Here is a 22,276-nt window from a genome sequence, read left to right on the forward strand (position 1 = left end):
TCTCGCCGGTCGCCGCATGCGGGACAATGGTCGTCATGCGTTTCCTGGGTGACACCCGGCCGGCGACCGACCTGACCTACGCCGACGTCTTCATGGTGCCCAACCACTCCACGGTGGGCTCCCGGCTCGAGGTCGACCTGACCACGCCGGACCGGGTGGGCACGACCATCCCGATCGTCGTGGCCAACATGACGGCGATCTCCGGACGGCGGATGGCCGAGACCGTGGCCCGCCGCGGCGGGCTGGCGGTGCTCCCGCAGGACATCCCGGTCGACGTCGTCTCCGAGGTGGTGTCCTGGGTCAAGGCCCGGCACCCGGTGTACGACACCCCGATCACCCTCTCCCCCACCTCGACCGTCGCCGACGCGCTGTCGCTGCTGACCAAGCGCGCGCACGGCATCGTGGTCGTCGTCGAGGACGGCGTCCCGGTGGGTGTGGTCACCGACGGCCAGTGCCAGGGCGTGGACCGGTTCACCCAGCTCTCCCAGGTCATGACCGAGGACCCGCTCACCGTCCCGGCCGGCACCGACCTGCCGAAGATCTTCGACGTGCTCTCCGGGGAGCGGGTCAGCGCGGCGCCGGTGGTCGAGGGCGACCGGCTGGTCGGCGTCATCACCCGCAAGGGCGCGCTGCGCTCGGCGCTCTACCAGCCCGCGGTGGACGCGAACGGCCTCCTGCTGACCTCCGCGGCCGTCGGGATCAACGGCGACGTCGCGGGCAAGGCCGGTGCCCTGCTGGCCGCGGGCGTCGACGTGCTCGTCGTGGACACCGCGCACGGGCACCAGGAGAAGGCGGTCGAGGCGGTGCGCGCGGCCCGCTCCGTCGCCGGGACGGTGCCGGTCGTGGCCGGCAACGTGGTCACCGCCCAGGGCACCCGCGACCTGGTCGAGGCCGGGGCGGACGTCGTCAAGGTCGGCGTGGGCCCCGGCGCCATGTGCACCACGCGGATGATGACCGGCGTCGGCCGGCCGCAGTTCTCCGCGGTCGAGGAGTGCGCCGCGGCGGCTCGCTCGCTCGGCAAGCACGTCTGGGCCGACGGCGGCGTCCGCCACCCGCGCGACATCGCCCTGGCGCTGGCCGCCGGCGCGGCCAGCGTGATGGTCGGCTCCTGGTTCGCCGGCACCTACGAGAGCGCCGGGGACATCCACGACGACGGCTCGGGCCGGCTGTACAAGGAGTCCTTCGGCATGGCCTCGGCCCGGGCGGTCAAGGCCCGGACGTCGACCCAGAGCGGCTTCGACCGGGCCCGCGCCGGGCTGTTCGAGGAGGGCATCTCCTCCTCGCGGATGTACCTGGACCCCGCACGTCCCGGCGTCGAGGACCTGGTCGACCAGATCGTCGCCGGCGTCCGCTCGTCGTGCACCTACGCCGGCGCGCGCACCGTCGACGAGCTGCACGAGCGCGCGGTGCTGGGGGTGCAGAGCGCGGCCGGCTACGAGGAGGGCCGTCCGCTGCCGACGTCCTGGTGAGACCGCTCCCCCTCCCCGTCTTCGAGGGCCTGGTCGCCGACGCCCTCGACCAGGTCCCGGCGGAGCTGATGGCGCTGGTCGACAACGTCGTCGTCCTGGTGGCCGACCGCAACGAGGACGAGCCGGACCTGCTCGGGCTCTACGAGGGGTACGCGCTGACCGAGCGGGGCTGGGAGTACGGCGGCGCGCTGCCCGACCGGATCATGGTCTACCGCGAGGCGATCTGCGACATCTGCTCGACCGCCGAGGAGGTCGTCGAGGAGGTCACCATCACCGTCGTCCACGAGATCGCGCACCACTTCGGCATCGGCGAGGAGCGGCTGCACGAGCTCGGCTGGGGATGAGGGAGGACCCGCTCCCCACCGCCGCGTACCGTGCTCGAGCGTGGCTGAGGGCAAGGGCAGCGGGCTGCCGATCAAGATGCTGCACGACCGCATCCTGGTGGCGCTGCGCCGGGAGGACGGCGAGCGGCGGTCCACCGGCGGCATCCTGATCCCGGCCACCGCCCAGGTGGCCAAGCGGCTGGTGTGGGGCGAGGCCCGCGGCGTGGGCTCGAGCGTCCGGCAGGTGAAGGTCGGCGACCAGGTGCTCTTCTCCCCCGAGGACCAGCACGAGGTCGAGGTGCACGGCGAGGAGCTGGTCATCCTGCGCGAGCGCGACGTGCACGCCGTCGCCGCCGAGCGGATCGAGGAGTCCACCGGCCTCTACCTCTGAGCCGGATCCCCGGCGCGGGCGTGGCGGACGATCACGTCGGTCATGTCCGTGAGGAACCGGCGGACGACGGCCAGCTCCTCGTCGGAGTAGCCCGCCGTCGCGGCCAGCAGGTCGCGGTTGAGCCCCCCGAAGAACTCCGCGCCGGCGGCCATCGCGCTCTCCGACATCTCCAGCGCGACCCGCCGCCGGTCGTCGGCGTCGCGCACCCGGCGCACGTGGCCGGCCCGCTCCAGCCGGTCGACCAGCGCGGTCACCGAGGCCGAGCTGAGGTCGACCGCCCGGCCGAGCGCCCCGGCGGTGACGGCGTCGCCGCGCCGGGCGGCGTCCATGATCGCCACCATCGCCCGGACGTCGGTGCGCCCGAGCCCGTGCAGCCCGGCGAACCGCTGGCCGACCGCGTCGAGCTCCACGGTCAGCCGGCGCAGCAGCAGCAGGAGCTCTTGGCGCTCGTCGGCGTCCACCTGCACCTCCTTGTTGCCGTGGGCGACGTGTCACCATAGTCTCTCGAACGTCGAGATTCCCGATTGTCGAGGGATGTCATCATGGCACGCTGGCGCTGGCTCCTCCCCGGCCTCGTCCTGCTCGTCTGGCTCGGGAGCTCAGGCCCCCTGTCTGCCCTCGGCGGGCAGCTGACCGGGCTGCAGGAGAACGACACCGCCGCCTTCCTCCCCGACAGCGCCGAGTCCACCCGCGTGGCCGAGCTGTCCGCGCAGTTCTCGCCGGTGCAGGCGATCCCCGCCGTCCTGCTGTGGGAGGGCGACGGGCCCCTCGACGCGCAGGCCACCGCCGCGATCGCCGAGCGCGCCGCGGAGGCCGCGCGGGTCGCCGAGGACGCCGGCGCGCTCGCCGCACCGCCCTCGCCGCCGATCCCGTCGCAGGACGGCGAGGCGGTGCAGGTCGTCCTGCCGCTGGACCCGGAGCTCGGCGACGAGATCGTCACGGTGGTGGGCGACCTGCGCGAGGCCATCGCCGTGACGGGCACGGAGTCCTTCGTCACCGGCCCCGGCGGGATCTTCGCCGACTTCGCCAACGGCTTCGCCGGCATCGACGGGCTGCTGCTGCTCGCCGCCTTCGGCGTCGTCCTGCTGATCCTGCTGGTCGTCTACCGCAGCCCGATCCTGCCCTTCCTGGTGATCGGCACCGCCGGGCTGGCGCTCACCGCCGGCAACGCGGTCGCCTACCTGCTGGCCGACAACGGGGTGATCACCGTCAACGGCCAGAGCCAGGGCATCGCCTCGATCCTGGTCGTCGGCGCGGCCACCGACTACGGCCTGCTGCTGGTGGCCCGCTTCCGCGAGGAGCTGCGCCGCGAGCAGTCGAAGTACGCCGCGATGGCCACCGCGCTGCGCCGGTCGTGGGAGCCGATCGTGGCCTCCGGCGCCACCGTCGTCCTCGGCGTGCTGTGCCTGCTGCTCTCCGACCTGGCCTCCAACCGCGGCCTCGGGCCGATCTCGGCGGTCAGCGTCACGCTCTCGGTCGTCGCCGCGCTGACCTTCCTGCCGGCCGCCCTGGTGCTGCTCGGCCGCGCCGCCTTCTGGCCGTTCCGCCCGCGCTATGGTGTCGAGCCGCCGGCGGGCCGCGGCTGGCAGCGGGTCGCCGGCGCCGTGGGACGACGGCCCCGTCGGGTGCTCGCGCTGAGCACGCTCGCGCTGGTCGCCGCCGCGGTCTTCGCGCCCAGCTACGACGCCTCGGGGATCACCTTCTCCGACGCCATCCAGGGCGAGTCCGACGGCGTCGCGGGGCAGGAGGCGCTGGCCCGGCACTTCGACGCCGGCACGGGCAGCCCCACCGTCGTCGTCACACCCGCGGAGACCTGGCCGGCGGTGGCCGACGCGGCCGCGGGGTCCGACGGCGTGGCGACCGTCGCGCCCTTCACCGGCGGGCCCCCCGGTGGGCAGCCGGTCGTCGTCGACGGGCTGGTGCGGCTCGACGTGGTGCTCGACGTCCCGGCCGACAGCACCGAGGCGATCGAGGTCGTGCAGGGGCTGCGCGCCGAGCTGGACGCCGCCGACCCCGCCGCGCTGGTCGGCGGCGACACCGCCAGCAACCTGGACGCCCAGGAGACCGCGGCCCGCGACCTGCGGGTGATCGTGCCGACGGTGCTGGCGGTCATCACCGTCGTCCTGGCGCTGCTGCTGCGCGCGCTGGTCGCGCCGCTGCTGCTCATGGCCACCGTCGTGCTCAGCGTCGCGGCGACGGTCGGGGTGGCCGCGCTGCTCTTCGACGGCGTCTTCGGCTTCCCCGGCAGCGACCCGACCATCCTGCTGATCGCCTTCGTGTTCCTCGTCGCGCTGGGGATCGACTACAACATCTTCCTCATGACCCGGGCCCGCGAGGAGTCGGCGCGGCACGGCACGCGGGACGGCGTGCTGCGGGCGCTGGCCGTCACCGGCGGGGTGATCACGAGCGCCGGGCTCGTCCTCGCCGCGACGTTCGGCGCCCTGTCGGTGCTGCCGCTGCTGTTCCTGGTCCAGCTGGCGTTCCTGGTCGGCTTCGGCGTCCTGCTCGACACCTTCGTCGTCCGCTCGCTGGTGGTGCCCTCGGCGGTGGCGCTGCTGGGCGACCGCACCTGGTGGCCCGGCCGGCTCGCCCGCCGGCCCGCCGACCCGGAGCCGGAGCGCGAGCTGGAACCGGTGTAGCCGACCCCGGGGTCCCCGGCCGAGTGAGCAGTTGCGGTCGACGACACGACGGGACGCGCCGGGTCGGGCGACACCGACTGCTCAGTCGGCCGGAGCGTCCGCGCTCACACCGCGCCGGCGCGCACCCGCTCCAGCCAGCCGGCCGCCTCGCCGAACGCCGCGTCGGTCGACACCGGGGTCACCGGCGTGTTCTCCCGGCCGTCGGCGCGCGGGTAGGAGCCGAGGAAGCGCAGCTCGTCGCAGACCCGGTGCAGCGCGGCGAGCGCCTCCCCCACCCGGGCGTCGGCGACGTGCCCCTCGCAGTCGAGGGAGAACGAGTAGACGCCCAGCCGCTCGCGGGTCGGCCGCGACTCGATGCGGGTCAGGCTGATCTCCCGGACGGCGAACTCGCGGAGCAGGTCGAGCAGGGCGCCGGTGCGGTCCCCGACGACGGCGACCAGCGAGGTCTTGTCGTTGCCGGTGCGCGCGGGCAGCGGGCCGGGCGCGGTGACCAGCACGAAGCGGGTCACCGCGCCGGGGCGGTCGGCGACGTCCTCGGCGAGCGCGGTCAGCCCGTACCGCTCGGCGGCGATCGGCGCGCAGACGGCGGCGTCGTGCTCGCCGGCCGCCACCTGCCGCGCGGCCTCGGCGGTGGACGTGGCCGGCAGCGGGACGATCCCGGGCAGCAGCTCGGCGAGCGTCGCGGCGGTCTGCGCCAGGGCGTGCGGGTGGCTGGCCACCGAGCGGACGCCGGACAGCGTCGTCCCCGGGCGGCCGGCGAGCACGAAGGAGACCGTCAGGAACACCTCGCGGGTGACCAGCAGCGGAGCGCCGTCGGCCAGGCCGTCCATGGTGGCCGGGACCGAGCCCTCGACGGAGTTCTCCAGCGGGACGAGGGCGGCATCGGCGTCACCGGAGCGGACGGCGGCCAGCGCGGCCGGCACCCCCGCGGCGGGGTGGCGGGAACCCTCGCCCGGGCCGACGGCGCTGATCAGGGCCGCTTCGGCGAAGGTACCCTCGGGTCCCAGATAGGCGTACCGCGTCGGAGGCGTCCCAGTCACCCGGCGAGGGTAGAGCGGTCGGGGGCCGGCGGGTGCCGCACCCGGGGGGCTGCTCCGCCGGTCCCAGGTCCCGCGGCCGTGCAGCGGCCGGACACCGTCGATGGGGGGATGCGTGAGCCCCGGCCCCGAGCGCCTCACCGAGGGTGACCTCGACGACGCGCTCTGGCGTCTGCTGTCCGCGAGCGACCGCGGTGACCCCGCGGCCTTCGCCGCCGAGCACGACCGCGCCGCCGCGGCGCTGGACGCCGCCACCGACCCGCGCTGGGTCGCCTGGCGGCACGCCCTGGCTGCCCGCCGGGCGCTGGTCGACGGCGACCGCGAGGCCGTGGCGGCGGCCGGCGCCGCGGCCCGCGACGCGCTGGGCCGCTGCCTGCCCTGCGCGCAGACCGCGCTCACCCTGGCCTACCTGGCCGCGGTCGAGGTGGCCGCCGACCGCGTCGACGCGGCGATGGTGCTGGCCATCGACGCCAGCCTGCTGGCCGAGAGCGCGGCCGCGGACGGGCCGGCCCGCCCGCTGCACCAGGCCCACCTGTGGCTGTCCCTCGCCCTGTCCGCCCTGGACCTGGAGGAGCTCGCCGTCGCCCAGGCGCTGCAGGGCCGCCGGGTCGCCGAGGAGCTGCCCGGCGCCGCCGACCGGTGGCGGCTGCTGCAGTTGTGCGCGCAGCAGCACGCGGAACTGGCCCAGACGATGCACCGGCGCGGCCGTGGAGAGCGGGCCCGCGAGCTGGCGGGCACCGCCGTCGACTGCGCCGAGGCCGCCCGCGGACTGGACTGGGAGGCCCGCGACGCCGAGCAGGACCTGCTCGACGTCGTCCAGGCGTGGGCGACGGCCGACCGCGACGGGGTCGAGGACGCCCTCGGCCCGATGCGCCGCGCGCACCGGCGTGTGCACCGGGACGGCGGGACGTGGCTGCGCGGGTACGCCGACCTGGTGCTGGCCCGGCTGCTCACCCGGCTGGCCCGCACGCAGTCCGGCGGCGGCCACGACGCCGAGGCCACCGACCTGCTGGTCGACGCCGCCGGGGCCTTCGCGGCCGCCGGTGACCGCCGGCGCTACCGCCAGTGCCTGCTGGAGCTGGGCCAGGGCACCGCCGCGATGGGCCGCCCGGCCGAGGCGCTGCACTGGCTGGAGGCCTACCGCGCCGAGACCGGCCAGGCGCACGCCCGCGGCCGCGAGCTGTGGGCGGAGATGTTCGTGCAGCGCAGCCGGCTGCGCGAGGCCCAGCGGCAGACCGCGCACTTCCGCCGGGTGGCGCTCGAGGACCCGCTGACCGGCCTGGGCAACCGGCGCAGCGCCGAGCGGCGGCTGGGCGGCATGCGGGTGGGCGTGGAGCCGGTGTCGCTGGCCGTCGTCGACATCGACCGGTTCAAGTCGGTCAACGACGACACCTCGCACTCGCACGGCGACGAGGTGCTGCGCCGGGTCGCCGACCTGCTCCGCGAGCACAGCCGCACCGACGACGAGGTCTACCGGTGGGCCGGCGACGAGTTCCTCGTCGTGCTCCCGACGGCGACCGCGAGCCAGGCGCTGGCCGCCGTCGACCGGCTGCGCGCCGCCGTGGCCGACGCCGACTGGGGCGACCTGCAGATGCCCGAGCCCGTGACGGTCAGCATCGGTGTGGCGACGGCGCCGGCGTCGACCGACGAGCCGCTGGGCTGGCGCTCGCTGTTCGACACCGCCGACCTGCACCTGTTCTCGGCCAAGCGCGGCGGGCGCAACCGGGTCCGCGCCCACGGCTCCCGGAGCGTCGGCGAGGACACGCCGTGACGGCACAGCCCCGGTGGGGCGGCTGGGACGGGACGGACGGGAGTGCCGCCGGCACCCGGCGTGCCCCGCTCCCGGTGCTCGACTCCGTTGACAGCGGCGGGCACAGTGCGCTCGTGCCTCCGGGAGCCCTGCACCAGCGGGTGACCGCCGCGCTGTCCACCGGCCGGCTGGACGACGCCGAGGAGCTGCTGGCCGTCGCCGGCACCGACTCGCCCTACGCCGCCCCCGCCGCGCGCGACGGCGCCGCCGACCGGCCCGCCGACCTCGGCCGGGCCTGGGCCGACACGCTGCGCGCCGAGCTGCTGGTGCGCCGGCTGCGCCAGGCCGGCTTCACCCTGGTCGGCGACCCCGTGGAGTCCGCGACCGGGCCGGGCACGGCCCCGGCGCTGGACCTGCACGCCGGCGTCGCGGAGCTGATCGACGGCCCGCCCGCCGCGGACGGCGACCCCCGCGCCGAGTCGGCGTCCCACGCCGCGCTGGCCATCGCGCTGGTGCGCTCGGCCAAGGCCGCCTTCGACGCGACCGACGACGAGCTGCAGCGCGCCGCCGGCCTCGCCCGGCACGCCCGCATCGAGCTGCTCGCCCGCCGCATCGACGCGGCCATGGACGAGGCGGTCGAGGCGGCCAGCCTGCTGGACCCGGCGCTGCTGCCCTCGGCGCTCCTGGCCGGGACGCTGAGCACCCTCGCCGGGGTGCTCGCCGACCTCGAGCTGATGCCGCTGGCCCTGGACTACCAGCGCCGCGCGCACGAGACCGCGGTGGCCGCGGCCGCCACCCCCGGGGCACTGCGCCCGGAGGACGGCGACCCCGACGTGCTGGTCGCCCGCGCGGCGACCTGCCTGGGCGAGCTGTGCGCCGAGCTCGGGGAGGCGCTGCTCGACGACGGCGTCCCGGACGCGGCCGCGGCGCACTTCGCCGAGGCCCGCGCCCTGGCCGAGCAGGCGCTGACCCTGCTGCCGCCGGAGTCGGACGCCGCGGTCGTGGCCGCGCAGGTCGTGCACGGCTGGGCGCTGGTCGGCCTCGGCGAGCACGCGGCCGCCATCGGGCCGCTGCGGGCCGCCGTCCGGGCCACCACCGGCGGCGACGAGGCGCTGCAGGCCGCGGCGCTGCTCGCGCTGGGCCGCGCGCTGCGCCGGCAGGGCGACGGCGGGGGCGCCGACGAGCAGCTGGCCCAGGCCCTGGCGACGGCGACCGAGCACGGCCTGCCGCGGCTGCGCCGGGCCGCGCTGCGCGAGCTGTGCACGCTGCACGCCGAGCTGGACGACGCCGGCCGGGCGCTGCCCTACCTGCAGGCCTACCTCGCCGACGAGCTGGACCGGGTCGACGAGCGGCGCACCCGCTGGGTGGAGCTGTTCGGCCGCCGCAAGAGCCTGCTGGAGACCGAGCGGGCCGCCGGGCAGCTGCGCCGGCAGGCCTACGAGGACCCGCTCACCCACCTGCCCAACCGCCGCTACGCCGAGGCGACCCTCGACGGGCTGCTGGGCAGCGGAGCAGCACCGGCCCTGGCGGTCGTCGACGTCGACCGGTTCAAGGAGGTCAACGACGCGATCGGCCACGCGGGCGGCGACGACGTGCTGCGCCGGGTCGCCGAGATCCTGGTGGCCGGCTGCCGCGACACCGACGAGGTGTGCCGGTGGGCCGGGGACGAGTTCGTCGTCCTGCTGCCCGACACCACCGCCGAGCAGGCGGAACGGGCGCTGGAGCGCTGCCGGAGCGCGATGGCCGCGACCGACTGGACGGCGCTCGGCCTGTCCACCCCGGTGACGCTGAGCGTCGGCATCGCCTCGGCCACCCGCGGGGACGACCGGCGCACGCTCTTCGCCGCCGCCGACGGCGTGCTGTACGACGCCAAGCGCAGCGGCCGCGACCGCGTCGTCCGGCTGTCCGCGGTGACCCAGACGCGCGCCGCCGAGAGCCCCGTCGACGCGCTGCTCGGGGCGCCGCCGGAGCAGCCTGGGGCGGGTGTGACGGACGGGTCCCCCCGGGACGACACGACACCCGCCGGCTCCCCCGGCGAGGTGGCGGTGGCCTCTAGCGTGCCCGCCGTGCAGCCTTCCCCGCTGGACGACGCGGCCGGCCCGACCGGCGGTTTCGCCCCCCTCCTCGTCGAGCCCGCCGACCCGCCGCTGGGCCTGGGCAGCACCGCCGAGCCGTCGCTGGCGCCGGCCACCGCCCTGCCCGAGGGCCCACCCGTCCCGCCGGCGCACCCGGCACCGGCCGAGCCCGACGCCATCTGGGGCACCGGCCGCAGCACCGAGCAGGTGCTGGCCCTGGTCCGCGCGGCCCGCCAGGAGTTCCCGGACCGGCCCGCGGTCGTCGTCCGGGCCCCCGCCGAGACGCTGGTCGCGCTGGCGAGCGAGCACGACGCGTACACGACGGTCGACGCCGCGGCGATGTCGGCGGCGGTCGGCCCGCTGCCCGAGCCCGCCGGCCGGGTCGCCGTCCTCTGCGGGGTCGGCGGCGACCTCTCGGTGGCCGCCGAGGCCGCCTTCGCCGCGCGGGTCACCGGCACCGCGGTGGTGCGGGTGGACGACGTCGGCGGCCGCCGCTTCCGCGCGGGGCTGCCCGCCGGGGTGCTGCCCGAGGACGTCGACTGCCTGGTCGTCGTCGCCGGGTTGGACGCCTCGCTGGCCGGCCTGCTGGGCGCGCTCACCGACGTACCGATCGTCGCCGTCCCCACCTCCACCGGGCAGACCGGCGCGTTCGGCGGGTTCGGTGCGCTGCTGGCGATGCTGAACTCGGCCGCGCCCGGCGTCGTGGTGAGCAACATCGACAACGGCCACGCCGCCGGCGTCTTCGCCGCCCGCATCGCCCGGAGGACGCGCAGGTAGGCGCCCCCATCCGGCGACTCTTGCGCTGTTCCTCCTGCTGTTCCGCCGTTGCACCGGCGCCGAAGCGGGGACTGCAGCGCGAGAGCCCCGAGGTCAGACCACCGCCACCTCGCGCGACTCGCCGACGGGCGGCCGGGCGCCGGTGGCCTCGGCATCGGCGCGGGCGAGCAGGGCCACCGCGCGGCGCAGCACGTCCGGTGGCTGGGTGTAGGGCAACCGGAGCCGGTCGTCGAGGGCGTGCCCGGTGCCGAACAGCGGCCCGGCCGCCAGCCGGAGACCCAGCCGCTCGGCCGCGGCCACGACCGCGCGCGAGCGCGGCGAGGGCAGCCCGCACCACAGCACCAGCCCGCCGGCCGGCTCCGGCACCCGCCAGGACGGCAGCCGGGTGCGCAGCTCCGCGGCCAGGACGGCGCGCCGCCCGCGCAACTGCTCCCGCAGGGCCGGCAGCGCGGCGTCCAGCCCGTCGAGCAGCGCACAGGCGGCCAGCTGCTCGACGACCGGACCGGACATCGACGTCCGGACGGCGACCGCGGTCAGCCGGCGGACGACGTCGGCCTCGGCCCGCACCCACCCCACCCGCAGGCCGCCCCACGCCACCTTGCTCAGCGTGCCGACCGAGAGGTGCCCGGCGCCGTACGCGGCCAGCGGGGGCGGCGCCGTCGCGTCCAGCCCCAGCTCGGCGAACGTCTCGTCCACCACGGCCGGGACGCCGCTGCGCCGCAGGGCCCGGGCCAGCCGCTCGCGCCCGGCCGCGTCGAGGAGGACGCCGGTCGGGTTCTGGAAGTCCGGCATCAGGTACGCCGCCGCGGGCCGGACGGCGTCGAGGGTCTGCTCGGCGGCGTCCAGCCAGGCGCCGGGCCGCTCCGGGTCGAGCGCGGTCGGGACGACGCGGGCGCCCAGGGCCCGGGCCGCCTGCAGGGCGTTGGGGTAGCTCGGCTGCTCCACCAGCACCCGCCGGCCGCGACCCAGCAGGCCGGCGAAGGCGATCGACACGCCGTGCAGCGCGCCGTTGGTGACCAGCACCTGCTCGGGCGTCGTCGGCAGGCCCCGGGCGGTGTAGCGCTCGGCCACGCGGGCGCGCAGGTCGGGCAGGCCGGCGGGGTGGTAGCCGTGCGAGGCCAGGTGGCGGGGCAGCTCCTCCAGCGCCGAGGCCAGGGCGGCCGGCACCGTGGCGGGCGCGGCCGGCGCGGCGTGGGCCAGGTCGATCGCGCCGTCGTCCGCCGGCCCGGGCACCCACGCCCCCCGGTGCGGGCCGGCGGGCAGGGCCGCGAACGTGCCCGCCCCCTGCCGCGCGGTGGCCCAGCCGTCCTCGCGCAGCCGCGTGTAGGCGGCGGTGACCGTGGCCCGGCTGAGCGCCAGCGCGGTCGCCAGCTCGCGTTCCGCGGGCAGCCGCGTGCCCAGCGGCACCCGGCCGTCGGCGACCAGGCGGCGGATCCGCCCGGCCAGCGCCGCGTAGCGCGGCGGCCGGTCGGTGCCGAGGTCCCCGACGAGCGCGGCCAGCGCCCGGGCCGACGTCGACTCCATGCCACCTCCTGCGGATTGGCCTGCGGATCCCAGGCCGATCCTGCCGCAGACTGGAGCCCGTGCACCACCGCCGACTCCCCCGCCGCCTCGTCCAGCTCTACGCGGGCCTGGCGCTCTACGGGCTGTCGATGGCCCTGCTCGTCCGCTCGGGCCTCGGGGTCATGCCGTGGGACGTGCTGCACCAGGGCCTGGCCCGCCAGCTCGGCTGGTCCCTCGGGGTGGTGACCATCGCCGTCGGCGCGCTGGTGCTGCTGGCCTGGGCTCCGCTGCGCGAGCGGCCGGGGCTCGGCACCGTCAGCAACGTCGTCGTCATCGGCCTGGTGCTGGACGCCGTCCTCGCCGTGCTGCCCGAGCCGTCGTCCCTCGCCGTCCGCGTCGCCCTCGTCCCCGCCGGCATCCTGCTCAACGCAGTCGCGACCGCCGCCTACATCGGGGTGCACCTGGGCCCGGGGCCGCGCGACGGGCTGATGACCGGGCTGGTGCGCCGCACCGGGCGCTCGGTCCGGCTGGTCCGCACGTCCATCGAGGTCGCCGTCGTGGCCCTGGGCTGGCTGCTCGGCGGCACCCTCGGCGTCGCCACCGTGCTGTACGCGCTGTCGATCGGGCCGCTGGTGCACGCGCTGCTCCCCCGGCTGTCGGTGCAGCTGCCCGCGCCGGTCAGCTGACCGGCCGGCGCAGCCCAGCCGCCACCACCGGGACGACGGCCAGCACGAGCACCGCCACCGCGAGCACGCCGCCGACCGCCCACGCCGCGAAGACCAGCAGGCCGCCCACCTCGATGCCGAGGCCGGCGACGGAGGTGACCGTCGCCCGGCGGGTGCTGTCGATCCGCTCCTGCAGCCGCGCCTCGGCCACCACGAGCACCGCGAGGTACAGCCCGTAGGAGACGGCGACCACGGCCAGCGCCGCGGGCCCGGGCAGCACGGCGACCACGGCCAGCAGGACGCCGGCGAGGAGCAGCAGGGCGGGCAGCGCCCGGTCGGGCAGCCGCTCGACCCGGCCGCCGAGCGCCGCGCCGAGCGCCCCGGCCAGCACGATGCCCAGCACCGCGGCCGGGACGGCGACCGTCGGCACCCCGCGGTCGCCGGCGAGCACGGGGAAGTACTCCTCCACCGCGTCCAGCCCGCCGACCAGCGCGACCGCCAGCACGGTGAGCCGGACGACGGGCACGCGGACGGCCTCGCCCACCCCGGCGCGCAGCGTGGCCAGCAGCGACCCGCCGTCCGGCTCGCGCGCCGGCTCCGGGAACCGCAGCGCCAGCGCCGCCCACGCGAGGCAGACCGCGGCACTGGCCCAGCCCACCAGCGGGTAGCCGCCGAGGGCGTACAGCGCGCTGGCCGCGGCCGCCGTCGGGACCTGCACGAGCAGCTCGGCCGAGGTCATCGCGCCGTTGACCCGGGCGAAGGAGTCCTCGGCGCCGACATCGGCCAGCCCGTCGTAGACCAGCGCCTCGACGGTGCCGGAGACCAGCGCGCCGGCCACCCCCCAGACCACGAACCCGGCCAGGAAGCCCCAGAACTGCGGCGCGACCGTCCACACCACGAAGGCGGCCGCCTGGAGGACGCCGCCCAGGACGAGCGCACCCCGGCGGGACCACCGGTCGGCAAGCGCGCCGGCCGGGACCTCGGTCAGCAGCGCGGCGACCGACCAGGACGCGAACAGCAGCGAGACGTCGGCGGCGGACAGGCCGGTGTCGAGGAACAGCAGCGCGTAGAGCGGGTACAGCGGCACCAGCTCGGACAGCGCGGTCCAGCCCACCGCCAGGCGGGCGAGCGACCGGGCGGCGGGCGGCGGGGGTGCCACGGCCGGGCGTCAACGGAACGGCATGGCGCGGACCGTAGCGCGGTGCGTCCCCGCCCGCACCGGGATTCCCGGGGCCCTCGATTAGGCTCCCCGGCCGGGGTGGGGACCGGTTCCCCTGCCCGGCGGTCGAGCGGAAGAGAGAACCACCAGTGCTGTCCCTGACCGTCGTGGCGACCGCCTTCGTGCTCGTCCTGCCGGTGGAGCTGCCGGACAAGACGCTGTTCGCCAGTCTCGTGCTCGCCACCCGGTTCCCGCCGCTGCCGGTGTTCGTCGGCGTCGGGGCGGCCTTCGGCCTGCAGGTCGCCATCGCGGTGACCGCCGGCAGCCTGCTCTCGCTGCTCCCGGAGGCGCTGGTCAGCGGCGTGGTCGCCGTCCTGTTCCTGGTCGGCGCCGTGCTGCTGTGGCGCAGCGCGACGGAGGGGCCGGAGGACGCCGACGACGTCGCCGAGGGCAAGGAGGGCCGGTCCTTCCTCCGCGTCGCCGCCATCTCCTTCGGCGTGCTGTTCGCCGCCGAGTGGGGTGACCTGTCCCAGCTGGCCACCGCCGGGCTGGCCGCGCGCCTGGACGACCCGGTCTCGGTCTTCGCCGGCGCGTGGGCCGCGCTGCTCACCGTCTCGGCGCTGGCCGTGTTCCTCGGTCGCAGGCTCGCCGACCGGCTGCCGGTGGCGCTCATCCGCCGGGTGGCCGCGGCGCTCTTCCTGGTCTTCGCCGTGGTGGCCGCGGTCGAGACGGTGCGCACGCTGACCGGCTGAAAGAGGACCCCCTGCCCCCCACCGCTCGCAAGCTCACGGCGGGCCCCTGCAGGGGGCCAAGGGGCACAACGGCACTTCCCGGCCGTGGCGAGGAGGCCCAACCTCGCTCCACACGGGGAGCTGAGGAGGCCGCCGTGCCCGTCATCCCCGACCTGCCGTGGACCGCCGCCCCCGTCGCCGACGGTCCGGGCGTCGTCGTCGTCACCCACCTGCACCTGCGCCGGTTCCGCGACGTCCCGGCGTTCTTCCGCGACTCGCTGGCCATCCGCGCGCAGGCGATGGGCGCCCCGGGCGCCCGCTCCCTGTACCTGCGGGCCCAGCCCCTGGCCCGCCACTTCACCACCGTGTCGTGGTGGGACGACGACGCCGCCGTGCACGCGTTCGTCCGCACCGACCCGCACCGCGCGGCGATGCGGCGCTGGCGATCGGAGATGCGGGAGTTCAGCAACCGGTCCCACCCCGGCACCCCCGGCGTCGTCCCCACGGTGCAGACGGCCGCTGCCCTGTCCGCGTGACCGGCCCGGTCGCGCCGCCTCCGCCGGCCGTGGTGGCAGCATGGTCGCTGATGGACACGGGCGGAGCGGAGCGACCGGCGGACGTCGCCGTGCAGGTGGCCGACCTCGTCAAGCGCTACCCCGGCCGGCCGGTGAACGCCGTCGACGGGATCAGCTTCACGGTGCACCGTGGGGAGGTCTTCGGCCTGCTCGGCCCCAACGGCGCGGGCAAGACGACGACGATCGGCGTCCTCACCACGCGGGTGCTGCCCACCTCGGGCACGGCGAGCGTGGCCGGCGTGGACGTCGCCGCCGACCCGGTCACCGCCCGCAGCCGGCTCTCGGTGGTGCCGCAGCGATCCAACCTGGACCGGGCGCTGACGGCCCGGCAGAACCTGGTCTTCCACGCCGCCTACCACGGGATCGGGCGGGCCGAGCGCAACCGGCGGGCCGACGCCCTGCTCGAGCAGCTGGGGCTGGCCGGGCGCGGCGGGGACAAGGTCGACGACTACTCCGGCGGCATGGCCCAGCGGCTGCTCATCGCCCGCGCGCTCATGCACGCCCCGCAGGTGGTCTTCCTCGACGAGCCGAGCACCGGGCTGGACCCGCAGGCCCGGCTGTTCGTGTGGGACCGCGTGCGGGAGCTGCGCGACGGCGGGGTGACCGTCGTGCTCACCACGCACGACATGGACGAGGCCGCGGCGCTCAGCGACCGGGTCGGGATCATGGACCACGGCCGGCTGCTGGCCCTGGACACCCCTGCCGCGCTCACCCGCGCCCTGCCGGGCAGCGCCACGCTGGACGTCGACGTGGCGCGCGCCCCCGACGACACCGACGAAGCGGTGCTGGCTGCCCTGGAAGCCCTGGCCGAACGGGTCGAGCAGGTCGCCGACGGCGCCGGGCTGCGCGCCCGGCTGTACCTGTCCGGGGACGCCGCGGCCTCGGTCGGCCCGGTGTCGGAGGCCCTCGGCGCGCGGCGGGCGCGGCTGACCGGGGTGCGCATCGGCGAGCCCAGCCTCGAGGACGTCTTCCTCGGCCTGACCGGACGGGAGCTGCGATGAGCACGGAGACCGCCGGGCCCGGCCTGAGGGTGCCTGCCGCCGTCCCCACGCCGGGCCGGCCGGACGTGGGCCGGGCGTTCCGCGCGCTGCTGTGGCGCGACGTCTTCGTCACCGGCCGGGAGCTGGTGCCCTTCCTGCTGCAGGTCGTGCTGCAGCCGGTGTTCCTGCTGTTCGTCTTCGGCAAGGTGCTCGTGGAGCTGGGCTTCGCCACCGACGAGTACTCCGACGTGCTGCTCCCCGGCGTCATCGCGCTGACCGCGTTCCTCACCGCGCTGCAGAACACCGCCTTCCCGCTGGTCATCGACTTCTCCTTCACCAAGGAGATCGAGGACCGGCTGCTCGCGCCGCTGCCCACCGCCCTGGTCGCCGTCGAGAAGGTGGTGTTCTCGGTGCTGCGGGCGCTGGTCGCCGCGGCGGTGATGTTCCCGATCAGCTGGTGGGTGCTCGGCGCGCTGCCGGTGGAGTGGGGCGACCTGCCGGTGCTCACCGCCTTCCTGGTGCTCGGCTCCCTGGTCGGCGCGGTGATGGGCATGACGCTGGGCACGTTCGTGAAGCCCAACCGGATCAACGTCGTGTTCGCCGTCGTCCTCACGCCGCTGCTGTTCACCGGCTCGACGCAGTTCCCGTGGCAGTCGCTGGACACGCTGCGCTGGTTCCAGGTCGTCTGCGCGCTCAACCCGCTCACCTACGTCAGCGAGGCGCTGCGGGCGGAGATGGCACCGGGCGTGCCACACCTGCCGCTGTGGCTGTGCGCGGTGGCGCTGGCCGGCTTCCTCGCCGTCTTCGGCGTGACCAGCCTGGTCGGCTTCCGCCGTCGCGCGCTGGACTAGCCGTAACCTCCGGCCCGTGGAATTCCGGACGACGGTGGAGCTGGGCGGCAAGACGGCCACCGGGCTGCAGGTGCCCGACGAGGTCGTCGACGCCCTGGGCGGGGGGAAGCGGCCGCCGGTGACCGTGACCGTCGGTGCGCACACCTACCGGACGACGGTGGCGCCGATGGGCGGGGCGTCCTGGATCCCGCTGGCCGCCGAGCACCGCGAGGCCGCCGGCGTGCAGGCCGGCCAGCAGGTCGACGTCCGGGTGGAGCTGGACACCGCGCCGCGCGAGACCCCGCTGCCCGACGACCTCGCTGCCGCCCTCGACGACGGCGCCACGGCCTTCTTCGCGGGCCTCGCGCCGTCGCACCGCAAGGAGTGGGTGCGCTGGGTCGAGGAGGCCAAGAAGCCCGAGACGCGGGCCGCGCGGATCGAGAAGACCGCCGCCGCGCTGAAGGCCGGCCGCAAGACCCGCTGAGGACCGCACTGCCGGGTGTTCTCGTGGTCTGCGGGCGCGACAGGACCCGCAGAGCACCGAGAGGACCGGCGGTGCGCAGCCGCCCGCGTCAGCGCAGCGTCGGGATCCAGTCGGCCAGCGCCCGGCCGATCTCGTGCGGGGAGTCCTCCGGCACGAAGTGGCCACCGGGCACGGTCACCTCCGTCAGCGCCGTCCACTTGCGCACGAACGCCCGCGGCCGGCCGACGAGGATCGAGCCCGGGTCGGCGTCGATGAACAGCTTGGGGACGTCGCTGGTGCGCAGCCACTGGCCGTACCGCGCGACGACGTCGCGGACCTTCGGCGGCACGTTCTCGATCGGCAGCTGCCGCGGCCACTCCAGCGTGGGCCAGCGGTGCGCCGGGTCGGCGAAGGGCTCGCGGTAGCGGTCGTGCGCCTCCGGGCTCAGGCCGCGGGCCACCGACGCCGGCAGGATGCGCTCGACGAAGACGTTCTTCTGCAGCACCGCGGCCTCGCCGTCCGGACCGCGCATCGTGCGGAAGATCCGCCGCGCGTCGGCCGGCCAGTCGGCCCAGGTCAGCGGGACGACCAGCGCCTCGGTGAAGGCGATGCCGCGGACCGCGCCGGGGTGCCGGTGCGCCCAGTCGAAGCCCAGCGCCGAGCCCCAGTCGTGCAGCACGAAGGTGACCCGCTCGGTGGCGCCGACCTCTTGGAGGAACCGCTCGAGGAAGCCCGCGTGGGCGGCGAACGAGTAGCTGCCGCGGCCGGCGTCGGGCAGCTTGTCCGACTCCCCCATGCCCATCAGGTCCGGCGCCAGGCAGCGGCCGAGGTGCTGCACGTGCGGGATGACGTTGCGCCACAGGTAGGACGACGTGGGGTTGCCGTGCAGGAAGACGATCGGGTCCCCCTCCCCGGCCTCGACGTAGGCCATCTGCAGGTTGCCGTCGGCCCGGCGGTCGACCCGGACGCGCTGGCGGGGGAACGGGTCGTCGGGCGAGACGTCAGCGGCCATGCCTGCGATCCTCACCCATCCCCGGGTGCGGCACCGCTCGGGGTGGCGGGCCCGGCCGCCCGCCGCGCGGCGGCCTCGATGCGCTCGCGGAGGGCCGCCCACTGCGCGGCGCTGCGCTTGGGCAGCAGGAGGACCTGCCTGCCCCCCACGCCTCGCCAGCTCGGCGCGGGCCCCTGCATGCGGGCCGGGATCAGGCGCGGGCGACCAGCCCCTCGGACACCAGCCAGTCCAGGGCCACGTCGGCGGGGTCCTCGCCGTCGACGTCGACCCGGGCGTTGAGCTGCTGCAGCACGTCGTCGGTGAGCAGCGGGGTGATCTGCGCGAACACCTCGGCGATCCCCGGCTGCTGCTCGAGGGTCTCGGTCAGCACGACCGGGGCGACGTTGTAGGCCGGGAAGAAGGCCCGGTCGTCCTCGAGCACGGTGAGGTCCAGCGCCGGGATGCGGCCGTCGGTGGTGAAGACCTCGCCGAAGTTGCACAGCCCGTTGTCGGTGGCGGTGTAGACCGCGCCGGTGTCGAGGATGTTGACGTTGTCGCGCGGCACGCCCTGCGGGTCGCCGAGCGGGATGCCGTACGCCTCGAGCATCGGCTCGAACCCGTCGCTGCGGGTGGCGAACTCCGACTCGACGCAGAAGGTGCGCTCCTCCACCGGCAGCGCGGCGATGTCGGAGAGCGAGTCGATGCCGCCCAGCTCCGGCACCGCCTCGCTGCGGACGGCGAAGGCGTAGGTGTTGTTCGCCGGCGCGGGCGGCAGCCAGGTCAGGCCGTTGGCCAGGTCGGCGTCCCGCACCGCCTCGTACTGCTCCTGCCGGTCGGGGATCCCCGTGGGCATCCCCAGGTAGTTCAGCCACCCGGTCCCGGTGTACTCCCACTGGACCTCGACCTCGCCGTCGAGCATCGCCGCCCGCGCCGGGGCCGCGCCCGGGATGCCGCTGCGGTCGGTGACGTCGAACCCGGCGGCCTGCAGGGCGATCACCGCGATCTTGCCCAGGATCAGCGCCTCGGTGAAGTTCTTGGTGCCCACCACGACCTCGGCGCCGTCCGCGCCGGGGATCGGCTCGATCTGCGCCGGCTGGGCCTGCGGCGTGAAGGTGTTGGCGCTCTCCAGGCCGCAGCCGGTGAGCAGGGTGGTGACCGCGAGCAGCGCGGCGGCGGCCGGACGGCGGGTGCGCATTCAGAGTCCCTTCGGCCGGGCGACGTGCTCGACGACGCGGCCCAGCCAGTCGACGGCCAGTGCCAGCAGCGCCACGAGCACCGCTCCGCTGACCAGCAGCGAGTCCAGTGACAGCGTGATGCCGGTGTTGATCAGGACGCCCAGGCCACCGCCGTCGATGAAGGTGGCCAGCGTCGCGGTGCCGACGAGCAGCACCAGCGCGGTGCGCACCCCGGCCAGCATCACGGGCACGGCGAGCGGCAGCTCCACCCGGAACAGGACGGCGCCCGCGCTCATGCCCATCCCCCGGCCGGCCTCGACCAGCCGGTCGTCGACGCCCCGGATCCCGACGATCGTGTTGCGCAGCACGGGCAGCGCCGCGTAGACGACCAGCGCGACCACCGTCGTCCCGAAGCCGAACCCCAGCCAGGTGGCCAGCAGGACGAACAGGCCGATCGCCGGCGCCGCCTGGCCGGTGTTGGCGACCCCGGTGATCAGCGGGCTGAACCGGCGCAGCGGCCGGCGCGTGAGGGCGATCCCCAGGGGCACCGCGATCAGCAGCACGATCGCCGCGGCGGTGACCGTCAGCAGGAGGTGCTCACGGATGCTCCGCCACAGCGCCGTCCAGCCCAGCTGACGGGCCTCGGTCTCGTTCAGCGAGGCGTTGAGCCGCCACAGCACGAAGGCCAGCACGCCGGCGGCGACCAGCAGCGGCTGGACGGCGAGGGCGCGCCAGGCGCCGCGCCCGGAACCGGCGGTCGCCTCGTCAGCCCGCCGGGTCGCCGACTCCGGGGCGTCCAGCGGCGAGGTCTCGGTAGCGGCGGTCACCCGGCCGCCTCCGCCCGGGAGCGCTGGATCGCCGCCATCACGCTCTCCACCTTCAGCACCCCGGCCAGGGCGTCCCGCCGGCCGGTCACGACCACCCCGCCCTGGCTGGCGGCGAGCATGGTGTCCAGCGCGTCGTTGAGCGTGGAGCGCAGCCCGACCACCGGGAGCCGCTCGTCCACGGTGGCGGGCACGGTCGTCCGCCGGCTGAGCTCGGCCAGCGTCGGCCAGCTGACCGGCCGGCCGCGCTCGTCGAGGACGACGACGAAGTCGTGCCCCGCGGCGCGCGCCGCGGCCACGGCCTGGCCGGCGTCGCCGCCGACGGTCGCCGTCGTCACCTGCTGCAGCTCCACGTCGGCCACCCGGGTCAGCGTGAGCTGCTTGAGCGTGGCGCCGGCGCCGACGAAGTCCGCGACGTACTCCTCGGCCGGGCTGGCGAGGATCGCCTCGGGGGTGTCGTACTGGACCACGCGTGCCCCCACGTCGAAGACGACGATCCGGTCGCCGAGCTTCACCGCCTCGTCGAAGTCGTGGGTGACGAACACGATGGTCTTGCCCAGCTCCTCCTGGATGCGCAGCAGCTCGTCCTGCAGGCGTTGGCGGGTGACCGGGTCGACGGCGCCGAAGGGCTCGTCCATGAGGAGCACCGGCGGGTCGGCGGCCAGGGCGCGGGCCACGCCCACGCGCTGCTGCTGGCCGCCGGAGAGCTCGCGCGGGTAGCGGTCGCGGTAGACGGCCGGGTCCAGGCCGACCAGGTCGAGCAGCTCCTCCGTGCGGGTGGCGGTGCGCTGCTTGTCCCAGCCGAGCATCCGCGGGACCAGCCCGATGTTGGTCCCGACGGTCATGTGCGGGAACAGCCCGCCGGCCTGGATGACGTAGCCGATCCGGCGGCGCAGCCGGTCGGGGTCCTGGTCGGTGACGTCCTCGTCGCCCAGGTGGATCCGCCCGCCGGTGGGCTCGATCAGCCGGTTGATCATCTTCAGCAGCGTGGTCTTCCCGCAGCCCGACGGCCCGACGAACATGACCGTCTCGCCGGCCGGGATCTCCAGGTCGACGTCGTCCACGGCCGGGCGGTCCTGGCCGGGGTAGCGCTTGGTGACCCCGGCCAGGCGGATCGGCACCCCGCTGACGCGTCGGCCGGCGGACGCCGCGGCGGTCGGCTCGAGCGTGGTGTCAGACACGGATCCCCCTGGGGGTGGTGAGGCGACCGGCCAGCACGAGCAGCAGGTCGAGGACGAGGGCCAGCAGGACGATCGTGATCGTCCCCACCAGCGTGGAGTTCAGGGCGTTGGCGCCACCCAGCCGGGAGAGACCGGAGAAGATCAGGCCGCCGAGCCCCGGCCCGAGCACGTAGGCGGCGATGGCCGCGATCCCCATGACCATCTGCGTGGAGACGCGGATGCCGGCGAGGACCACGGGCCAGGCCAGCGGCAGCTCCACGCGCAGCAGGACCGCCGGCCGGCTCATGCCGATGCCGCGGGCGGACTCGACCAGGGAGCGGTCGACCCCGGCCAGCCCGACGACGGCGTTGCGCAGCACCGGCAGCGCCGCGTAGAAGGTGACCGCGATGACCGCCGGGGTGATCCCGAAGCCGAACGGGGCGAGCAGGATCCCCAGCAGCGCGAACGCCGGGATGGTCAGGCCCACCGCCGAGACGCCGTTGGCCAGCGCCGTGGCGGCCGGGCTGCGGTAGACCAGCACGGCCAGGGCGACGGCGATCACCGACCCGAGCAGCACGCACTGGACCACCAGGCTCACGTGCTGGAAGGCCTGGAAGGCGATCAGCCCGCGGCGCTCGATCACGTAGTCCCACATGCGGCAGCACCTCCTCGTGCCCCACCGCGCGGCGGGGTCTCGTCGTCCGTTGCCCGGGCCCGTTCCCGGAGGGCGGTGCGCTCCCTGCAACCCGGCGCTGCGCC

Annotated in this window: 22 protein-coding genes; 12 read left to right on the plus strand and 10 right to left on the minus strand. The window is 76.1% G+C overall.

Annotation, left to right across the window (positions count from 1 at the left end):
- Window positions 1-35: 35 nt before the first annotated feature.
- Genes BLR12_RS04530 through BLR12_RS04540 form a run of 3 tightly spaced genes read left to right on the plus strand, consistent with a single transcriptional unit; the run spans window position 36 to window position 2,183 of the window.
- On the plus strand, window positions 36-1,469 hold the full coding sequence (locus BLR12_RS04530; protein WP_091374394.1) for a GuaB1 family IMP dehydrogenase-related protein: 1,434 nt from the start codon (window positions 36-38) through the stop codon (window positions 1,467-1,469).
- The gene (locus BLR12_RS04535) at window positions 1,466-1,813 is read left to right on the plus strand and encodes a metallopeptidase family protein (RefSeq protein ID WP_091373944.1); all 348 of its coding nucleotides are present in this window, start codon (window positions 1,466-1,468) and stop codon (window positions 1,811-1,813) included. The genes BLR12_RS04530 and BLR12_RS04535 overlap by 4 nt, the downstream gene beginning before the upstream one ends.
- 40 nt (window positions 1,814-1,853) lie before the next feature.
- Window positions 1,854-2,183: a GroES family chaperonin gene (locus BLR12_RS04540; RefSeq protein WP_255363279.1), complete on the plus strand. Its 330-nt coding sequence runs from the start codon at window positions 1,854-1,856 to the stop codon at window positions 2,181-2,183.
- On the opposite strand, the gene BLR12_RS04545 is transcribed toward BLR12_RS04540, so the two are convergent.
- Window positions 2,174-2,644, minus strand: a complete 471-nt coding sequence (locus tag BLR12_RS04545; RefSeq protein WP_091373946.1) for a MarR family transcriptional regulator — start codon at window positions 2,642-2,644, stop codon at window positions 2,174-2,176. The genes BLR12_RS04540 and BLR12_RS04545 overlap by 10 nt on opposite strands.
- Before the next feature lie 81 nt (window positions 2,645-2,725).
- On the opposite strand from BLR12_RS04545, the gene BLR12_RS04550 reads away from it, so the two are divergent.
- Window positions 2,726-4,822 carry an MMPL family transporter gene (locus BLR12_RS04550; protein WP_091373949.1) on the plus strand — a complete coding sequence of 699 codons (2,097 nt, stop codon included), beginning with the start codon at window positions 2,726-2,728 and terminating at the stop codon, window positions 4,820-4,822.
- Between the two features lie 104 nt (window positions 4,823-4,926).
- Here BLR12_RS04550 and pheA read toward each other — a convergent pair whose 3' ends face one another.
- Window positions 4,927-5,862 (minus strand): prephenate dehydratase, encoded by a 936-nt coding sequence (pheA, locus tag BLR12_RS04555; RefSeq protein WP_091373951.1) that lies wholly within the window; start codon window positions 5,860-5,862, stop codon window positions 4,927-4,929.
- A 112-nt stretch (window positions 5,863-5,974) separates the two neighbouring features.
- Between pheA and BLR12_RS04560 the strand changes: the two genes are divergently transcribed.
- Both BLR12_RS04560 and BLR12_RS04565 read left to right on the plus strand, forming a co-directional pair.
- Window positions 5,975-7,630: a GGDEF domain-containing protein gene (locus BLR12_RS04560; RefSeq protein ID WP_091373954.1), complete on the plus strand. Its 1,656-nt coding sequence runs from the start codon at window positions 5,975-5,977 to the stop codon at window positions 7,628-7,630.
- Window positions 7,631-7,743: 113 nt separating this feature from the next.
- Complete coding sequence (locus BLR12_RS04565; RefSeq protein ID WP_255363280.1) at window positions 7,744-10,461, plus strand: diguanylate cyclase domain-containing protein; 2,718 nt, start codon at window positions 7,744-7,746, stop codon at window positions 10,459-10,461.
- Window positions 10,462-10,554: 93 nt separating this feature from the next.
- On the opposite strand, the gene BLR12_RS04570 is transcribed toward BLR12_RS04565, so the two are convergent.
- Complete coding sequence (locus BLR12_RS04570) at window positions 10,555-11,985, minus strand: MocR-like transcription factor YczR (protein ID WP_091373960.1); 1,431 nt, start codon at window positions 11,983-11,985, stop codon at window positions 10,555-10,557.
- Between the two features lie 59 nt (window positions 11,986-12,044).
- On the opposite strand from BLR12_RS04570, the gene BLR12_RS04575 reads away from it, so the two are divergent.
- Window positions 12,045-12,650, plus strand: a complete 606-nt coding sequence (locus tag BLR12_RS04575; RefSeq protein ID WP_255363281.1) for a membrane protein YczE — start codon at window positions 12,045-12,047, stop codon at window positions 12,648-12,650.
- Here BLR12_RS04575 and BLR12_RS04580 read toward each other — a convergent pair.
- A complete protein-coding gene (locus BLR12_RS04580; protein ID WP_255363282.1) occupies window positions 12,643-13,788 on the minus strand; it encodes an MFS transporter in 1,146 nt (381 codons plus the stop codon). The two genes, BLR12_RS04575 and BLR12_RS04580, sit on opposite strands and share 8 nt — an antisense overlap.
- A 149-nt stretch (window positions 13,789-13,937) precedes the next feature.
- On the opposite strand from BLR12_RS04580, the gene BLR12_RS04585 reads away from it, so the two are divergent.
- The 5 genes from BLR12_RS04585 (at window position 13,938) to BLR12_RS04605 (ending at window position 17,388) form a co-directional block, all read left to right on the plus strand.
- On the plus strand, window positions 13,938-14,540 hold the full coding sequence (locus tag BLR12_RS04585) for a TMEM165/GDT1 family protein (RefSeq protein ID WP_255363283.1): 603 nt from the start codon (window positions 13,938-13,940) through the stop codon (window positions 14,538-14,540).
- A gap of 134 nt (window positions 14,541-14,674) precedes the next feature.
- On the plus strand, window positions 14,675-15,055 hold the full coding sequence (locus tag BLR12_RS04590) for an antibiotic biosynthesis monooxygenase (RefSeq protein ID WP_091373965.1): 381 nt from the start codon (window positions 14,675-14,677) through the stop codon (window positions 15,053-15,055).
- A 50-nt stretch (window positions 15,056-15,105) separates the two neighbouring features.
- Entirely contained in the window at window positions 15,106-16,095 is a 990-nt protein-coding gene (locus BLR12_RS04595; RefSeq protein WP_091374404.1) for an ABC transporter ATP-binding protein, read from the plus strand.
- Window positions 16,092-16,925, plus strand: coding sequence for an ABC transporter permease (locus tag BLR12_RS04600; protein ID WP_176832339.1), 834 nt, complete (start codon window positions 16,092-16,094; stop codon window positions 16,923-16,925). The genes BLR12_RS04595 and BLR12_RS04600 overlap by 4 nt, the downstream gene beginning before the upstream one ends.
- A 16-nt stretch (window positions 16,926-16,941) precedes the next feature.
- Complete coding sequence (locus tag BLR12_RS04605; protein WP_091373968.1) at window positions 16,942-17,388, plus strand: YdeI/OmpD-associated family protein; 447 nt, start codon at window positions 16,942-16,944, stop codon at window positions 17,386-17,388.
- A gap of 88 nt (window positions 17,389-17,476) precedes the next feature.
- Here BLR12_RS04605 and BLR12_RS04610 read toward each other — a convergent pair whose 3' ends face one another.
- The 6 genes from BLR12_RS04610 to BLR12_RS04630 are packed head-to-tail and all read right to left on the minus strand — an operon-like array spanning window position 17,477 to window position 22,172.
- Window positions 17,477-18,379, minus strand: a complete 903-nt coding sequence (locus tag BLR12_RS04610) for a haloalkane dehalogenase (protein ID WP_091373971.1) — start codon at window positions 18,377-18,379, stop codon at window positions 17,477-17,479.
- A gap of 11 nt (window positions 18,380-18,390) precedes the next feature.
- A complete protein-coding gene (locus BLR12_RS24290) occupies window positions 18,391-18,528 on the minus strand; it encodes a hypothetical protein (RefSeq protein ID WP_176832340.1) in 138 nt (45 codons plus the stop codon).
- Window positions 18,529-18,569: 41 nt separating this feature from the next.
- On the minus strand, window positions 18,570-19,553 hold the full coding sequence (locus BLR12_RS04615; RefSeq protein ID WP_091373973.1) for a glycine betaine ABC transporter substrate-binding protein: 984 nt from the start codon (window positions 19,551-19,553) through the stop codon (window positions 18,570-18,572).
- Window positions 19,554-20,360 (minus strand): ABC transporter permease, encoded by an 807-nt coding sequence (locus BLR12_RS04620; protein WP_091373977.1) that lies wholly within the window; start codon window positions 20,358-20,360, stop codon window positions 19,554-19,556.
- The gene (locus tag BLR12_RS04625; protein ID WP_091373980.1) at window positions 20,357-21,538 is read right to left on the minus strand and encodes an ATP-binding cassette domain-containing protein; all 1,182 of its coding nucleotides are present in this window, start codon (window positions 21,536-21,538) and stop codon (window positions 20,357-20,359) included. Before BLR12_RS04625 ends, BLR12_RS04620 begins: the two co-directional genes overlap by 4 nt.
- Window positions 21,531-22,172: an ABC transporter permease gene (locus tag BLR12_RS04630; protein ID WP_091373983.1), complete on the minus strand. Its 642-nt coding sequence runs from the start codon at window positions 22,170-22,172 to the stop codon at window positions 21,531-21,533. The genes BLR12_RS04625 and BLR12_RS04630 overlap by 8 nt, the downstream gene beginning before the upstream one ends.
- Window positions 22,173-22,276 lie beyond the last annotated feature (104 nt).

Source organism: Geodermatophilus sp. DSM 45219 (assembly GCF_900104025.1).
Taxonomy (GTDB): Bacteria; Actinomycetota; Actinomycetes; order Mycobacteriales; family Geodermatophilaceae; genus Geodermatophilus.

Excerpts from the sequence above, each read along its gene's own strand:
- BLR12_RS04530 (WP_091374394.1), top strand. The coding sequence starts at position 36 with ATGCGTTTCCTGGGTGACACCCGGCCGGCGACCGACCTGACCTACGCC.
- BLR12_RS04550 (WP_091373949.1), top strand. The coding sequence starts at position 2,726 with ATGGCACGCTGGCGCTGGCTCCTCCCCGGCCTCGTCCTGCTCGTCTGG.
- BLR12_RS04570 (WP_091373960.1), bottom strand. The coding sequence starts at position 11,985 with ATGGAGTCGACGTCGGCCCGGGCGCTGGCCGCGCTCGTCGGGGACCTC.
- BLR12_RS04595 (WP_091374404.1), top strand. The coding sequence starts at position 15,106 with ATGGACACGGGCGGAGCGGAGCGACCGGCGGACGTCGCCGTGCAGGTG.
- BLR12_RS04600 (WP_176832339.1), top strand. The coding sequence starts at position 16,092 with ATGAGCACGGAGACCGCCGGGCCCGGCCTGAGGGTGCCTGCCGCCGTC.
- BLR12_RS04610 (WP_091373971.1), bottom strand. The coding sequence starts at position 18,379 with ATGGCCGCTGACGTCTCGCCCGACGACCCGTTCCCCCGCCAGCGCGTC.
- BLR12_RS04615 (WP_091373973.1), bottom strand. The coding sequence starts at position 19,553 with ATGCGCACCCGCCGTCCGGCCGCCGCCGCGCTGCTCGCGGTCACCACC.
- BLR12_RS04630 (WP_091373983.1), bottom strand. The coding sequence starts at position 22,172 with ATGTGGGACTACGTGATCGAGCGCCGCGGGCTGATCGCCTTCCAGGCC.